Annotated in this window: 16 protein-coding genes; 8 read left to right on the top strand and 8 right to left on the bottom strand. The window is 68.8% G+C overall.

Annotation, left to right across the window (positions count from 1 at the left end; all coding sequences use genetic code 11):
• The 4 genes from pstB (at position 1) to D9V41_RS13820 (ending at position 3,419) form a co-directional block, all read left to right on the top strand.
• On the top strand, positions 1 to 780 hold the full coding sequence (pstB, locus tag D9V41_RS13835; protein ID WP_121795172.1) for a phosphate ABC transporter ATP-binding protein PstB: 780 nt from the start codon (positions 1 to 3) through the stop codon (positions 778 to 780).
• A gap of 162 nt (positions 781 to 942) precedes the next feature.
• Positions 943 to 1,620, top strand: a complete 678-nt coding sequence (locus D9V41_RS13830; RefSeq protein WP_121795171.1) for a response regulator transcription factor — start codon at positions 943 to 945, stop codon at positions 1,618 to 1,620.
• Between the two features lie 2 nt (positions 1,621 to 1,622).
• Positions 1,623 to 2,909 (top strand): sensor histidine kinase, encoded by a 1,287-nt coding sequence (locus D9V41_RS13825; protein WP_208006869.1) that lies wholly within the window; start codon positions 1,623 to 1,625, stop codon positions 2,907 to 2,909.
• 87 nt (positions 2,910 to 2,996) lie between these two features.
• Positions 2,997 to 3,419, top strand: coding sequence for a PepSY domain-containing protein (locus D9V41_RS13820; protein ID WP_121795169.1), 423 nt, complete (start codon positions 2,997 to 2,999; stop codon positions 3,417 to 3,419).
• Between the two features lie 719 nt (positions 3,420 to 4,138).
• On the opposite strand, the gene rlmB is transcribed toward D9V41_RS13820, so the two are convergent.
• Together rlmB and cysS are read right to left on the bottom strand one after the other, a co-directional pair.
• Positions 4,139 to 5,086, bottom strand: a complete 948-nt coding sequence (gene rlmB, locus D9V41_RS13815) for a 23S rRNA (guanosine(2251)-2'-O)-methyltransferase RlmB (protein WP_121795168.1) — start codon at positions 5,084 to 5,086, stop codon at positions 4,139 to 4,141.
• Entirely contained in the window at positions 5,086 to 6,501 is a 1,416-nt protein-coding gene (gene cysS, locus D9V41_RS13810) for a cysteine--tRNA ligase (protein WP_121795167.1), read from the bottom strand. The genes rlmB and cysS overlap by 1 nt, the downstream gene beginning before the upstream one ends.
• A 39-nt stretch (positions 6,502 to 6,540) precedes the next feature.
• Here cysS and ispF point away from each other — a divergent pair, with 39 nt between their 5' ends.
• Positions 6,541 to 7,017: a 2-C-methyl-D-erythritol 2,4-cyclodiphosphate synthase gene (ispF, locus tag D9V41_RS13805; RefSeq protein ID WP_121795166.1), complete on the top strand. Its 477-nt coding sequence runs from the start codon at positions 6,541 to 6,543 to the stop codon at positions 7,015 to 7,017.
• Between the two features lie 87 nt (positions 7,018 to 7,104).
• Here the strand turns inward: ispF and D9V41_RS13800 are convergent, their stop codons facing one another.
• Positions 7,105 to 7,590, bottom strand: a complete 486-nt coding sequence (locus D9V41_RS13800; RefSeq protein WP_121795165.1) for a CarD family transcriptional regulator — start codon at positions 7,588 to 7,590, stop codon at positions 7,105 to 7,107.
• 99 nt (positions 7,591 to 7,689) lie between these two features.
• Between D9V41_RS13800 and D9V41_RS13795 the strand changes: the two genes are divergently transcribed.
• The gene (locus tag D9V41_RS13795) at positions 7,690 to 8,283 is read left to right on the top strand and encodes a hypothetical protein (protein ID WP_121795164.1); all 594 of its coding nucleotides are present in this window, start codon (positions 7,690 to 7,692) and stop codon (positions 8,281 to 8,283) included.
• A 63-nt stretch (positions 8,284 to 8,346) separates the two neighbouring features.
• On the opposite strand, the gene phoU is transcribed toward D9V41_RS13795, so the two are convergent.
• The gene (phoU, locus tag D9V41_RS13790; RefSeq protein ID WP_121795163.1) at positions 8,347 to 8,997 is read right to left on the bottom strand and encodes a phosphate signaling complex protein PhoU; all 651 of its coding nucleotides are present in this window, start codon (positions 8,995 to 8,997) and stop codon (positions 8,347 to 8,349) included.
• Positions 8,998 to 9,130: 133 nt separating this feature from the next.
• On the opposite strand from phoU, the gene D9V41_RS13785 reads away from it, so the two are divergent.
• Both D9V41_RS13785 and D9V41_RS13780 read left to right on the top strand, forming a co-directional pair.
• A complete protein-coding gene (locus tag D9V41_RS13785) occupies positions 9,131 to 10,267 on the top strand; it encodes a sensor histidine kinase (protein ID WP_121795259.1) in 1,137 nt (378 codons plus the stop codon).
• A complete protein-coding gene (locus D9V41_RS13780) occupies positions 10,264 to 10,944 on the top strand; it encodes a response regulator transcription factor (protein WP_121795162.1) in 681 nt (226 codons plus the stop codon). The genes D9V41_RS13785 and D9V41_RS13780 overlap by 4 nt, the downstream gene beginning before the upstream one ends.
• Positions 10,945 to 11,430: 486 nt before the next feature.
• Here the strand turns inward: D9V41_RS13780 and D9V41_RS13775 are convergent, their stop codons facing one another.
• Genes D9V41_RS13775 through mshA form a run of 4 tightly spaced genes read right to left on the bottom strand, consistent with a single transcriptional unit; the run spans position 11,431 to position 14,520 of the window.
• A complete protein-coding gene (locus D9V41_RS13775; RefSeq protein ID WP_121795161.1) occupies positions 11,431 to 12,174 on the bottom strand; it encodes a phosphoglyceromutase in 744 nt (247 codons plus the stop codon).
• 17 nt (positions 12,175 to 12,191) lie between these two features.
• Entirely contained in the window at positions 12,192 to 12,767 is a 576-nt protein-coding gene (locus D9V41_RS13770) for a DsbA family oxidoreductase (RefSeq protein WP_121795160.1), read from the bottom strand.
• On the bottom strand, positions 12,764 to 13,264 hold the full coding sequence (locus D9V41_RS13765; RefSeq protein ID WP_121795159.1) for a type III secretion system chaperone family protein: 501 nt from the start codon (positions 13,262 to 13,264) through the stop codon (positions 12,764 to 12,766). The genes D9V41_RS13770 and D9V41_RS13765 overlap by 4 nt, the downstream gene beginning before the upstream one ends.
• A complete protein-coding gene (mshA, locus tag D9V41_RS13760; RefSeq protein WP_341770327.1) occupies positions 13,261 to 14,520 on the bottom strand; it encodes a D-inositol-3-phosphate glycosyltransferase in 1,260 nt (419 codons plus the stop codon). The genes D9V41_RS13765 and mshA overlap by 4 nt, the downstream gene beginning before the upstream one ends.
• Positions 14,521 to 14,543: the final 23 nt, after the last annotated feature.

Here is a 14,543-nt window from a genome sequence, read left to right as displayed (position 1 = left end):
ATGGCCAAGAGCATCGACGTCAGTGATCTGAACATCTACTACGGCGACTTCCTCGCCGTCGAGGGGGTGACGATCCCCGTCGCCGCCCGCTCGGTGACCGCGTTCATCGGCCCGTCCGGTTGCGGCAAGTCCACGTTCCTGCGCTCGCTCAACCGCATGCACGAGGTCATCCGCGGTGCCCGTGTCGACGGCAAGGTCCTCGTGGACGGTCAGGACCTCTACGCCGACGACATGGACCCGGTGAACGTCCGCCGGATGATCGGCATGGTCTTCCAGCGCCCCAATCCGTTCCCGACGATGTCGATCGCCGAGAACGTGCTGGCCGGGCAGAAGCTCAACAGCAAGCGCATGAAGAAGTCCGAGGCGGACGACATCGTCGAGCGCTCGCTGCGCAGCGCCGGCCTGTGGAACGAGGTCAAGGATCGTCTGGACCGTCCCGGCTCGGGCCTGTCCGGCGGCCAGCAGCAGCGCCTGTGCATCGCTCGCGCGATCGCCACTCAGCCTGAGATTCTGCTCATGGACGAGCCCTGCTCGGCGCTCGACCCGATCTCGACGAGCGTCATCGAGGATCTGATCCACGAGCTCAAGAAGGACTACACGATCGTCATCGTGACCCACAACATGCAGCAGGCGGCGCGCGTGTCCGACACGACCGCGTTCTTCAACCTCGCCGGCGTGGGACAGCCCGGCCGGCTCGTCGAGCACGGTCCGACCGAGAAGATGTTCTCCAACCCCGAGGATCCCGCCACCGAGGCCTACATCCAGGGTCGCTTCGGCTGATCGGTCCCCCACGCGTTGAGTGTGGGGGCACCGCCCTGCACGAAGCGAAGCGAGTGCTTGGGGGAACGTTTGGCAGGTGAATTCGTCGATTTCACCTGCCAAACGTCACACTCAACGCGTTCTTTCAGCGGCGCTTCAGCGAGCTTCTGCCAGGATCGGGACGTGCGCATTCTCGTCGTCGAGGACGAAGTCCGGCTCGCGAGCGGGCTCAAGGCAGGGTTCGAGGCCGAGGGCTTCGCCGTCGACGTCGCCCACACCGGCACCGACGGCTTGTGGCTCGGCCGCGAGAACACCTACGACGTCATCGTCCTCGACATCATGCTTCCGGGCATGAACGGCTACAAGGTGTGCGAAGCGCTGCGTCACCACGAGGTGTGGTCGCCGATCCTCATGCTCACCGCCAAGGACGGCGACTGGGATCAGATCGAGGCGCTCGACACCGGCGCCGACGACTACCTCACCAAGCCGTTCTCCTTCGACGTCCTGCTCGCCCGGGTACGCGCGCTCATCCGGCGCGGTCGCGGCTCTCGGCCGGCCACGCTCGCCGCCGGTGACCTCACCCTCGACCCCTCCACGCGCGCCGTGCATCGCGGTGAGACTCCGGTCGAGCTGACCTCCCGGGAGTTCGCGGTCCTCGAATATCTCCTGCGCCGCAAGGGCGAGGTGGTGTCCAAGACCGACATCCTCGGCAACGTGTGGGACTTCGACTTCGACGGCGACCCGAACATCGTCGAGGTCTATGTACGGCATCTACGCAACAAGGTGGACCGTCCGTTCGAGCGCGGCGCGATCGAGACCATCCGGGGCGCCGGATACCGGCTGGCCGCGAACGGAGGGTGAGCGTGTCCTCGCTTCGCGCCCGCATCACGATCGGCGCGACCCTCATCGTCGCCGCCGTCCTCGCCCTCGGCGCGGTCCTGTTCACGTGGTCGCTGGAGCGGTCGCTCATCGCCTCCACCGCCGATGCCGCGGAACGGTCGGCCTCGGCGATGGCGCGCGACCTCGATGACGACGACGGGCTGCTCGTCGGGGTCGATGACGAGGACCTCGCCCAGCTGCTGTCCTCCGACGGCACGGTACGGGCCAGCAACGCGGGTGCGGCGGGGCTCGGACCGATCACCTCGCCGGAGCGGGATCAGCGCGTGATCGCGGTCGAGGAGGACCGCTACGTCGTCGTGACCACCCCCACGGAGGACGGCGTCCTCGCTTTCGGAGTCCCGCTCGACGAGGTCGACGAATCGGTGGCGACCACGCGGCGGCTGTTGTGGCTGGCCGTGCCGGTGCTGCTCGCGCTCGTCGCCGGCGTGACGTGGCTGACCGTCAGCCGGGCGCTGCGTCCCGTCGATCGCATGCGCGCCGAAGTGGAACAGATCGACGCGGCCGATCTCAGCCGGCGCGTCCCGGTCCCGCCCGGTCGCGACGAGCTCGGCCGGCTCGCGCGCACGATGAACGCCATGCTCGACCGGCTCGAGGCCTCGTCGGAGCAACAGCGCCGCTTCATCTCCGACGCCTCCCACGAGTTGCGCTCCCCCATCGCCGCGATGCACCAGCACGCCGAGGTCGCTCAGCGGTACCCCGACCGCGATCTCGACCTACCCACGACGGTCATCGCGGAGACCGAGCGCCTGCAGGGGCTGGTCTCGGCGATGCTCGTCCTCGCGCGTTCCGACGAGCACGGGCTCGCGCTGCGGCGTGAGCCCGTCGACGTCGACGACCTCGCGGTCGCGGAGGTGGGACGGCTGCGGTCGTCCACGGCCCGGACCGTCGACGGCTCCGGAATCGCTCCTGCGCGCTTGCAGGGCGACCTGCGCCTGCTGGGGCAGGTGTTCCGCAACCTGGCCGACAACGCGGCGCGGCACGCCCGCAGCACGGTCGCCTTCTCTGTACGCGAGGAACCCGGAACGGTTGTCGTCACCGTGGAGGACGACGGAGACGGCATCGCCGTGGGTGATCGGGAGCGCGTCTTCGAGCGTTTCGTGCGGCTCGACGAGGGCCGCGCCCGTGACGCGGGCGGCAGCGGCCTGGGCCTCGCCATCGTGGCGGAGGTCGTGCGGGCACACGGCGGCGACGTGCGCGTCGACGACAGCACACTGGGCGGGGCCCGTTTCACCCTGCGCCTGCCTGCCTGAAAGCACGTTCAGCAAGCTTCAGGGAGCGTTCAGCGGCCACCGCGGAGAGTGGTAGCACTGACCCGTTCGACCCAGGAGTTGAGTGCCATGAAGAAGACCATCATCGCCGCCGGAGCCGCTGCCGCCATCATCGCCGGAGGAGCCGGATACGCGCTCGCCTCGACCGACGACCGCGACGACATCCCCGAGATCACCCGCTCGACGTCTTCGGCATCGCCGAGCACCGCCCCCGACGCCGACGGTCGCTCCGACGACCGTCACGACGACGGACGCATCGATCTTCGCGATGACGACGACGATCGCGACGATCTCACCGGAGAGACGCTGCAGCGTGCCGCGGACGCTGCCCTCGCGCATACCGGCGGCGGCCGGGTGACCGAGGCCGAGAAGAGCGACGACGACGACCGCCACGAGTACGAGGTGGAGGTGACGATGGACGACGGCAGCGAATACGAGATCGACCTCGACGAGAACTTCACGATCGTCGACGTCGACCACGACGACGACTGACCCTCCCCGGGCCGTAGGTGGTCGAGTGACGGCGCCCTTCGATACGCCGCTCGTTCCTCGCGGCTACTCAGGACCCGCAACGAGGGCGCAATGGATCCGTGGCAATGAGGGCGTAGCCGCCACGTGTCGAGACCAGCTCACACAACCTGGTCTCGATACGGCACTCCGCTAGCGCTCCGGCCTACTCGACCACCGACGACCGGGATAACTGGTCGAGCGGCGAGTCCGCCCGTAGCCGCCACAGAACGAGACCAACTCACGCAACCTGATCTCGATACGGCACTCCGCTAGCGCTCCGCCCTACTCGACCACCTACGACCGGGACAGCTGATCGAGCGGCGAGTCCGCCGCAGCCGCCACAGAACGAGACCAACTCACGCAACCCGGTCTCGCTAGCGCTCCGGCCTACTCGACCACCGACGGCCGGGACAGCTGGTCGAGTAGCGGCGAGTCCGCCCGTAGCCGCCACGGAGCGAGACCAGCTGACGCAACGTGGTCTCGATACGGCACTCCGCTAGCGCTCCGGCCTACTCGACCACCGACGGCCGGGACAGCTGGCCGAGCGGCGAGTCCGCCCGCAGCCGCCACAGAGCGAGACCAACTCACGCAACCTGGTCTCGATACGGCACTCCGCTAGCGCTCCGGCCTACTCGACCACCTACGACCGGGATAACTGGTCGAGCGGCGAGTCGCCCGCAGCCGCCACAGAGCGAGACCACCTACACGCGGGCGCGGGCGATGGCGTAGAGGGCAACTCCGGTCGCGACGCCGGCGTTGAGCGACTCGAGGTCGCTCGACATCGGGATGCTGACGAGCTGGTCGCAGGTCTCGCTGACGAGCCGCGAGAGTCCCTTGCCCTCGCTGCCGATCACCACAACGAGCGGACCGTCCGCGAGATCGAGCGCCGGCAGTTCGACGTCACCGTCGGCGGCCAGGCCGACGACCATGAGGCCCGCCTCCTGATACGCCTTGAGCTGCCGGGTGAGGTTGGTGGCCCGTGCCACCGGGACCCGCGCCGCAGCACCGGCCGAGGTCTTCCAGGCGGCCGCGGTCATCTGCGCCGCACGCCGCTCGGGGATCACCACGCCGTGCGCGCCGAATCCGGACGCCGACCGCACGATGGCGCCGAGGTTACGCGGATCGGTGATCCCGTCGAGCATGACGATGAGCGGCGGCTCACCGAGTTCCTCAGCGCGTCCCAGCAGGTCGTCGGGGTGCGCGTACTCGTAGGCGTCCAGCTTGGCTGCGATGCCCTGGTGCACGGCACCGCCGGTGAGCCGGTCGAGCTCCGGGCGGCCGACCTCCAACAGCGCGATGTGCTGCTCGGCGGCGAGTCGGAAGATCTCCCGCAGCCGTTCGTCGCGCTCCGTGCCCTCGGCGACGTAGACGCCGTTGACCGGAACGTTGGCCCGCAGCAGCTCGACGACCGAGTTCCGGCCCGCCACCCATTCGGCGCCGCCATCACCTGCCTTGCGGCGCGGCTTGCTCTGCTGGCGCTTCTCCTCAGCGCGCACCATCTTGTACTTCTTGTGATTGGGGCGTTCCTCCGCGCGCGGCGTCGGCCCCTTGCCTTCCAGGCTGCGGCGACGGCGACCACCGGATCCGGCGGTCGGGTTGCCCTTGCCTGACTTCTTGATGGCGCCTCGACGCTGGCTGTTGCCTGGCATCAGCGCTCTCCCTCCTTGAGGCTCCAGCGCGCGCCCTGCGGAGTGTCCTCCACCTCGACGCCGGCTGCAGCCAACTGGTCACGAATTCGGTCGGCGGTGGCGAAGTCTCTCGCGCCACGCGCTTCGGCTCGCTGATCGATGAGACGCTGCACGAGGACCGCGAGCGCGTCCTCGACAGCGGTGTCGGTGCTCGAGGACGCCCACATCGGGTCGAGCGGGTCCAAGCCGAGTACGTCCAGCATCGCCCGCACGGCACCGAGGGCCGTGGCGAGCCCGGACGGCTCGCCGCCTCCGAGCAGCTTGTTGCCCTCGGCCACGGTCTCCTGCAGCACCGCGAGCGCGGCGGGCACGGACAGGTCGTCGTCCATGGCCGCGGCGAAGGCGTCGGGGATCTTGCCGTCGTCACACGGCCCGACGAGCTCTGCGGCCCGCCGGACGAAACCCTCGATGCGCGAGAACGCGGTGGCCGCCTCGGCCAGCGCCTCCTCGCTGAACTCGATGATCGAGCGGTAGTGCGCGGCCACGAGGTAGTACCGCAGCGCGATCGGCGGCACGCGCTTGACGACCTCGCTGACCATGAGCGTGTTGCCGACGCTCTTGCTCATCTTGGCGTTGCCGAGGTTGAGCATCGCGTTGTGCATCCAGATGCGCGCGAACGGCTGGCCCGCGGCACGCGACTGCGCGAGCTCGTTCTCGTGGTGCGGGAACCGAAGATCGAGTCCCCCACCGTGGATATCGAACTCGGGGCCGAGGTACTTGGCCGCCATCGCCGAGCACTCGAGGTGCCAGCCCGGACGCCCACGGCCCCACGGGGTGGGCCAGGAGGCCGACTCTGGCTCGCCCTCCTTGTGCCCCTTCCACAGAGCGAAGTCACGGGGGTCGCGCTTGCCCTCCAGCGGAGCGTCGGGAGCAGCCTGCATGTCGTTGACGGACTGGTTGGACAGTTCGCCGTATGCGGGCCAGGAGCGCACGTCGAAGTAGACGTCGCCGGAGCCGTCCTCAGCCGGGTAGGCATGGCCTCGCTCGATCAGGGCCGCGATCATCCCGATCATCTCCGGCACGTGCCCGGTGGCGCGCGGCTCGTACGTCGGCGGCTGGCAGCCCAGCACCTCGTACGCGGCGTGCAGAGCGCGCTCGTTGCGATAGGCGACGGCGAACCACGGTTCGCCGGTCTCCGCGCCCTTGGCGAGGATCTTGTCGTCGATGTCGGTGACGTTGGCGATGATCCGCACCTCGTACCCGGCGCGCTCGAGCCACCGCCGCAGGACGTCGAACACGACCTCCTTGCGGATGTGGCCGATGTGCGGCGGACCCTGCACCGTGAGCCCGCAGTGGTAGATCCCGACGCGGCCCGGCACCACCGGGTCGAGCGGCGTGATCCGCCGGGTCGCGGAGTCGAAGAGATGCAGCGTCACAGCTCAACCCTATCGGCGTGGACCACTAGGGTTTCGGGCATGGCGCTCGTTCCACGTGTCGGACTCGGTACCGATGTCCACCGGCTCGTCTCCGGCCGTGAGCTGTGGCTCGCCGGACTGTCCTGGCCCGACGAAGAACTCGGACTCGAAGGACACTCCGACGGAGACGCCGCAGCGCACGCGATCGTCGATGCGCTGCTGTCTGCGGCGGCTCTCGGCGACATCGGCCAGCACTTCGGCACCGCCGCTCCCGAGTTCGCCGGCGCCTCCGGCGCGACGTTCCTCACCGAGACGGCGCGGCGGGTCCGCGAGGCCGGTTTCACAATCGGCAACGTCAGCGTGCAGGTGATCGGCAACCGGCCGCGGATCGGTGCGCGCCGCGAGGAGGCGCAACGCGTGCTCGGGGAGGCGATCGGCGCGCCCGTGGCGGTGTCCGGCACGACGACGGACGGCCTCGGACTCACCGGCCGCGGCGAAGGCATCGCCGCGGTGGCCGTCGCGATGCTGTTCACCTGACCCGCTCCCCTGAGCGCGCTGCCAGAGCGGGAGGGAAACGGCGACGGCGCCGCCCCCGAAGGGACGACGCCGTCGGCTGATCGAAGATCAGGAAGCGAGGACCTCGTCGAGGCGGGTCTCGGCTTTGTCCTCGTTGGTGTTCTCCGCGAGCGCAAGCTCGGAGACGAGGATCTGCCGGGCCTTGGAGAGCATGCGCTTCTCACCGGCCGACAGCCCGCGATCATGATCGCGGCGCCACAGATCACGGACGACCTCGGCGACCTTGAGGACATCGCCGGAGTGCAGCTTCTCCAGGTTGGCCTTGTACCGGCGCGACCAGTTGGTCGGTTCCTCGACGTGCTCGGCACGCAGGACCGAGAACACCCGCTCCAGACCGGCTTCGTCGACCACGTCACGGACGCCGACCAGGTCGACGTTGCACGCCGGGACACGCACGACGAGGTCGTTCTGGGCCACGATCCTCAAAACCAGGTATTCGCGGATCTCCCCCTTGATCGTTCGCGTTTCGATGTCTTCGATGACTGCAGCGCCGTGATTCGGGTACACAACGGTTTCGCCGACAGTGAAAGTCATAGACATTACACCTTTCCTAGGTGACTAGGATAACACGGGAATGCGAGCCAGTTCCCGGCCATTTCCCCCGGGCGGAACGCCCTCCGATACGATGCCATCGTGAGCCTTCGACGACGCCGCCTCGCCGCCACCGCCCTGGTCGCCACCGCTCCGTTCGTGCTGTCCGCGTGCGGCACCAGCTTCAACGCCCAGACGAACCAGCAGTACCAGCCCGGCATCGGTGCCAACGTTCGTGATCTCGATGCGCCCGTGCAGGTTTACAACGGCCTCTTCGTCGACAACGGCGACGGCACCGCCACCTTCTCCGGTGCCCTTCTGGCCCGCGGCGAGGACGAGCGGATCGTCGAGTCCGTCGAGGTCACACCCGAGGAAGGCCAGTCCGTGGAGGCCGTCCTTCCCGGGACGCTCCGCCTCCCCGCGGAGGTCCTGGTGCCGGTGGGCGAGGCCGGCGAGATCTTCGTCGAGAGCCCGGCCGTCCGCGCCGGCTACTACGTCTCGATGACCCTCACCCTCGCTTCCGGCGACCAGGTCAGCCTGCGCGTGCCGGTCGAGCCGCGCGAGGAGATGTACGCTTCCGTGGCCCAGACGCCGTCGACGCCCGAGGCTCCCGGCGACGACACCGGCGAGACCGGCGTCGAGGTCGATCCCGACTTCGGCGTGGAAGGTGAGTCGACCCTCGACACCGAGCGGTAGATTTCGACCACGAGCATGACGAAGGGGGCTGCCGGTGGCAGCCCCCTTCGTCGTTCGGTGAGATCAGTTGCCGACCGGCAACTCGCCGGTCACGAGGAAGACGACTCGACGGGCCATGTTGACGGCGTGGTCGCCGAGGCGCTCGTAGTAGCGGCCCAGCAGCGCGAGGTCGATGGCGGCCTCCATGCCGTGCTCCCAGGAGCCGCCGAGCAGCACCCGGAAGAGATCGGCACGCAGCCGGTCCATCTCGTCGTCCTCGACCTCGAGGGCGGCGGCAGCAGTCAGATCGCGGTTGCCGACGATCCGCGCGGCCTTCTCGATCATCGAGTCGGCCACCGACGCCATGGAGCGGATGGTGGGCTGCACCGCCAGCGGCACCGCCGACTCGGGCACCCGGCGGCGGGCGACCTTGCTGACGTGCACCGCGAGCGCGTTCATGCGCTGCAGGTCCGCGAGCATGCGCAGCGCGGCGACGATCTGGCGCAGGTCGGTGGCGACCGGCTGCTGCGTGGCGAGGACGACGAGCGCGCGCTCCTCCACCTCGTCGATCGACGCGTCGACCTCCCGGCCCGCGTCGATCACCTTCTCCGCGATCGTGGTGTCGGCGTGCAGGAGCGCCGTCGTGGAGTCGGCGACCGAGCCCCGGACAGTCGTGGTCAACGTGACGAGGTCGTCGACGATGCGGTCGAGTTGCTCGTAGTACTGGTCTCGCATGCCGCGAGACTACGCCGGGCCGGTGAACGGTGAGCGACGCATGGTGAACGGGACGTGAACGACAACCGAAACTGTGGGCGAGGTGCGGTCCTGGATGCGGATCCTGGGTGAACAGCGCCCTACGATCGAGCATGTGGAGGTCAGCGCGAGCTATGTCATCGTCGGGATGCTCGGCGTCGTGGTCGGGGCCGCGCTCGCCTGGGTCTGGAGGCTGAGCGAGCGACGCCAGGAGGCGCTGCCGCCGGTCGAGGAAGCTCCGCTCGTCCCGCAAGGGGTCACGGACGTCCTGGCCGTACTCTCCTCGTCCGCCGTGCTCATCGACGACGCCGACGCCGTCGTGCAGGCCTCGGCACCGGCCGTGGCACTCGGCATCGTCAAAGACGGCGAGCTCGCACCCGGTGAGCTCACCGAGCTCAGCCGGCAGGTGCGGCGCGACGGGCAGGTCCGCGAGGCCGAGCTGACCATCCGTCAGCGCCGCCGCCCGCCGATCCACGTGCAAGCCCGAGTCGCACCGCTGACGAGTCGCCTGCAGCTCGTCCTCATCCACGACCGCACGCGCGAGCGACAGGTCGAGACGATCCGGCGCGACTTCGTGGCCAACGTGAGTCACGAACTGAAGACGCCGATCGGCGCGCTCAACCTGCTCGCCGAGGCCGTGGGCGAGGCGAAGGACGACCCCGAGGCGGTGGTCCGGTTCTCGCAGCGAATGCAAGCCGAGAGCGAGCGCCTCACCCGGCTCGTCCAGCAGATCATCGACCTCTCGCGCCTTCAGAACGACACGGCGAGCGAGGACGCGGCGACCGTCAAAGTCTCCGAGCTCGTCTCCGAGGCCGTCGAGCACTCGACCACCGAGGCCGAGGGCAAGGACATCGAGATCGCCACCGAGGTGGAGCCGGACCTGGTCGTGCACGGCGACCGTGCCCAGTTGCACTCCGCGGTGAGCAACCTCGTCGAGAACGCCGTCACCTACAGCGACGCCGGCGGCAAGGTCTCGGTCGTCGCCACGCGCGACGAGGACGACGTCCGCATCACGGTCTCCGACACCGGTATCGGCATCCCGGACACCGAGTTGGAGCGCATCTTCGAACGCTTCTACCGGGTCGACCCGGCCCGGGCGCGTTCCACGGGCGGCACCGGCCTCGGGCTGTCCATCGTCAAGCACGTCGCCGCCAGCAATGGCGGCACGGTCGAGGTCTGGAGCGAACCCGGCCTCGGTTCGTCCTTCACGCTGGTGCTGCCAGCCGTAGCGCTCGATGAGGAGCAACTGTGACCAAGGTTCTGATCGTCGAGGACGAAGCCTCCTACAGCGAAGCGCTGTCGTACGTGCTGCGCAAGGAGGGCTTCGATGTCGCCGTCGCCGAGACCGGAACGGACGCCTTGGAGGCGTTCGAACGCGGCGGTGCCGACATCGTCCTGCTCGATCTCATGCTGCCGGGCATCCCCGGCACCGAGGTCTGTCGGGCGATCCGGCAGACGTCAGCCGTCCCGATCATCATGGTGAGTGCCAAGGACACCGAGGTCGACAAGGTGGTCGGGCTCGAACTCGGCGCCGACGACTACGTCACCAAGCCGTATTCCCCGCGCGAGCTGGTCGCGCGCATCCGCGCGGTGCTGCGCCGCGGTGGCGTGGAGGAGGCCGAGGAGAGCCCCACGCTGCAGGTCGGCACGGTCCGGATGGACGTCGACCGTCACATCGTCACCGTCGACGGCGTGGAGGTGCGGTTCCCGCTCAAGGAGTTCGAGCTGCTCGAGTTCTTCCTCCGCAACCCGGGTCGCGTGCTGACCCGCGGGCAGCTCATCGATCGGGTGTGGGGCGCGGACTACGTCGGCGACACCAAGACGCTCGACGTCCACGTGAAGCGCCTGCGCGCCAAGATCGAACCCGACCCGGCGCACCCCACGACCCTCACGACCGTCCGCGGCCTCGGCTACAAGTACGGCACCTGACGCGAGTTGTAGGTGGTGAGTAGCGGCGCCCTTCGATACGCCGCTCGTTCCTCGCCCTGTTAGGTGGTCGAGTAGCGGCGCCCTTCGATACGCCGCTCGTTCCTCGCGGCTACTCAGGAACCGGAACGAGGGAGCATGGAGCCGTGGCAATGAGGGCGTAGCCGCCGCGTATCGAGACCACGCGACGTGGCGAGGTCTCGATACGTCGGTCGCTGAGCGACCTCCTACTCGACCACCAACGGCCGAGTGAAGGTGGCCTCGATACGTCGGTCGCTGAGCGACCTCCTACTCGACCACCTATGCCGGGATAGGTGGTCGAGTAGCGGCGAGGAACGAGCCGCGTATCGAGACCACGCGACGTGGCGAGGTCTCGATACGGCGCTCCGCTAGCGCTCCGGCCTACTCGACCACCAACGGCCGAGTGAGGTGGCCTCGGCCTCGATACGTCGGTCGCTGAGCGACCTCCTACTCGAGCACCTATGCCGCTTAGCGGCCTTGGTTGGCGACGGCGGCGATGGCGGCCGCCGCGGCCTCCGGGTCGAGATACTTCCCGCCCTTCTCGATCGGCTTCATGTCGTCGTCGAGTTCGTAGACGAGCGGGATGCCGGTCGGGATGTTGAGGCCGACGACGGCTTCCTCGGAGAGGTCGTCGAGGTGCTTGACGAGCGCGCGCAGCGAGTTGCCGTGCGCCGTGACGAGGACCGTCTTACCGGCGCGCAGATCGGGGATGATCTCGTCGTACCAGTACGGCAGCAGCCGGACGAGCACCTGCGCGAGCGCCTCGGTGCGCGGCAGCAGTTCCGACGGCAGCGAAGCGTAGCGCGCGTCGCCGGCCTGGCTGTACTCGTCGTCGTCCGCGATCGGCGGGGGCGGAGTCGCGTAGGAGCGGCGCCACGTCATGAACTGCTCCTCGCCGAACTCCTCGAGCGTGGCCTTCTTGTCCTTGCCCTGCAACGCTCCGTAGTGGCGCTCGTTCAGCCGCCAGGAACGCTTGACCGGGATCCAGTGACGGTCGATGCCGTCGAGGGTGATCTGCGCGGTGCGGATGGCGCGACGCAGCACCGAGGTGTGCGAGACGTCCGGCAGGATTCCGGCCTCGCGGAGCAACTCGGGCGCGCGCATGGCCTCGGCGACGCCCTGCTCATTCAGGTCGACGTCGACCCAGCCGGTGAACAGGTTCTTGGCGTTCCATTCGCTGTGACCGTGGCGCAGCAGGACCAGTGTGCTCATGCCGCTCAGCCTAGCGATCAATCGATGCCGTGGGCGATGCGGTGGAGCGCCTGGAGGTAGTCGTCCTGCGAGTGTCCGCCCGCGATCGTCCGCGAAGCGTTGACGACGATGAACGGCGTCGTGTCCACCCCGAGGTGCGCCGCGGTGTCGCGCTGCCGCTCGACGTCCTCGGCGTACTCGTTGCTCGCCAGCAGCCCGTCCGCGGCTTCGAGTTCGAGTCCGACGAGCGCCGCCCGGCTGGCGAGCACGAACGAGTCCGCGATGTCGGTGCCTTCGAGGAAATGCGCGCGCCACAGCTGGTGGAGCAGTTCGCGCTGCACCGCTTCTCCGGACTCCATCGCCCAGGTCAGCAGCCGCCAGGCGTCGGTGGAGTCCGCGGGGACGATCTCCTCCACGTTGAGCTCGATGCCGCTGATCCGCGCGGCCGCGACCACCTCGTCGGCGGGCGCGGCGTCAGCAACGCGGCAAGCTCGGTAGCCGATCTCGACCGGCTCGCCGGTGAGGATCGTGTACATCGCCGCGGCCCGCTCGAACCGCACCGAGCCCACGTACGACCACGCGTCGACGACGTCGACGAAGACCGTTGCCTTCATGCCGTCGATTCGTCGTCGCGGGGGCGGAGGTGCTTGAAGGCCTCGAGATTGCGGGTCGATTCACCGCGCGACTCGCGCCACGCCCATTCCTTGCGTATGGAGCTGGCGAAGCCCAGTTCGAGGATGGTGTTGAACGACTCGTCGGCGTAGGTGAGGACCGCCCCGAGGATGCGGTCGATCTCGTCCTCGGTCACCGCGTGCAGGGGCAGCCGCCCATCGAGGTAGATGTCGCCGACGCTGTCGACCGCGAACGCGACCCCGAACAGCTTGAGGTTGCGTTCGAGCAGCCAGCGGTAGACGGCCTCGTGGTTCTCGTCCGGACGGCGCGCCACGAACGCGTGCACACCGAGCGCGTGGCGCCCGATGTCGAGGCGGCAGGTGGTCTTGAGCTTGCGCTCCCCCGGCAGGTCGATCTCGAAGACGTCGTCGCCGTGCCGCACGTACTCGAGCCCGGACGCGGCGAGGGCGGCGACGATGGTGTCGTGGACGGCGCTCATGGCGTGCTCCTCAGCTCCTCATGACGTTGGCGCACAGCGGCCTCATAACTGGCGATCGTACGGTCGGCCGTGACGTCCCAACTGAACATCTCGGCGTGCGCGACGGCCTTCTGGCCCACGTCGGAACGCAGTTGCCCGTCGGTCAGGTAGGCGAACAGTGCGTCGGCGTAGTCGCGGGGTTCGTGGCCGTCGACCAGGGTTCCGGTGACCCCGTCGGCGACGGCGGTGGTCAGCCCGCCGACGCGTGCGGCCACGACCGGCGTGCCACACGCCTGCGCCTCGATCGCGACGAGTCCGAAGGACTCGTTGTAGGACGGGACGCAGACGGTCGACGCGGCGGAGTACCACTGGGCGAGGTCGGTCTGCGAGACCGTGGGAACGAAGTGCACGGCCTCGGTGATGCCGAGTTCCTGGGCAAGATCCTGCAACTCGCCGGGACGATCCAGGCCGCTGCCCGAGGCGCCGCCGACGACGGCGACCTCGACGCCGAGCGCCGGATGGCGCCGACGCAGGTTCGCGACCGCCTTGAGCACGATGTCGGGCGCCTTGAGCGGCTGGATGCGGCCGGCGAACACCACGAGCGGGGTGTGCGGCGCGATCCCGAGCCGTCGCCGGGCCTCGTCGCGATCGTGCGCGTGGAAGACGTCGAGGTCGACGCCCGGATGGACGATGTCGACGCGGCCGCCGTGAGCTCCGTACAGCTCGATGAGCTCGCGCCGTTCCTCGTCGGTATTGGCGATGAGTCGGTCGGCGAATCGCACGATCTCCTCCTCGCCCCAGACCCGGCCCAGCGGTTCTGGAGTGTCGCCGTCGGCGAGCGCGGCGTTCTTCACTTTGGCCATGGTGTGCATCGAATGGACCAGCGGAACGCCCCAGCGGTCGCGGACGACGGTGCCGACCTGCCCGGACAGCCAGTAGTGCGAGTGGACGAGGTCGAAGTATCCGGGCGCGTGTTCGACCTCGGCGCGCAGCACGTCGCGGACGAAGGAGCACAGCTGCGCCGGCAGGTCGTTCTTCTCGAGGCCGTCGAAGGGGCCGGCGGCGACGTGATGCACCCGGATTCCGGGCTCGGCGTCCACGACGGGAGGAAGGTGTCGCGAGGTGGCTCGGGTGAAGATCTCGACCTCGATGCCGCGACGTGCCAGCCGTCGAGACAACTCCAGGACATAGACGTTCATGCCGCCGGCGTCGCCGTTGCCGGGTTGCTCGAGGGGCGATGTGTGCGCCGAGAGCATGGCGATGCGGCTGATATCCACCTAGGCATTCTCCCGCATCGTCC

The organism is Aeromicrobium phragmitis (assembly GCF_003674095.1).
In the GTDB taxonomy this organism is placed as follows: domain Bacteria; phylum Actinomycetota; class Actinomycetes; order Propionibacteriales; family Nocardioidaceae; genus Aeromicrobium; species Aeromicrobium phragmitis.
This window is presented reverse-complemented; position numbering and strand designations above follow the sequence as displayed.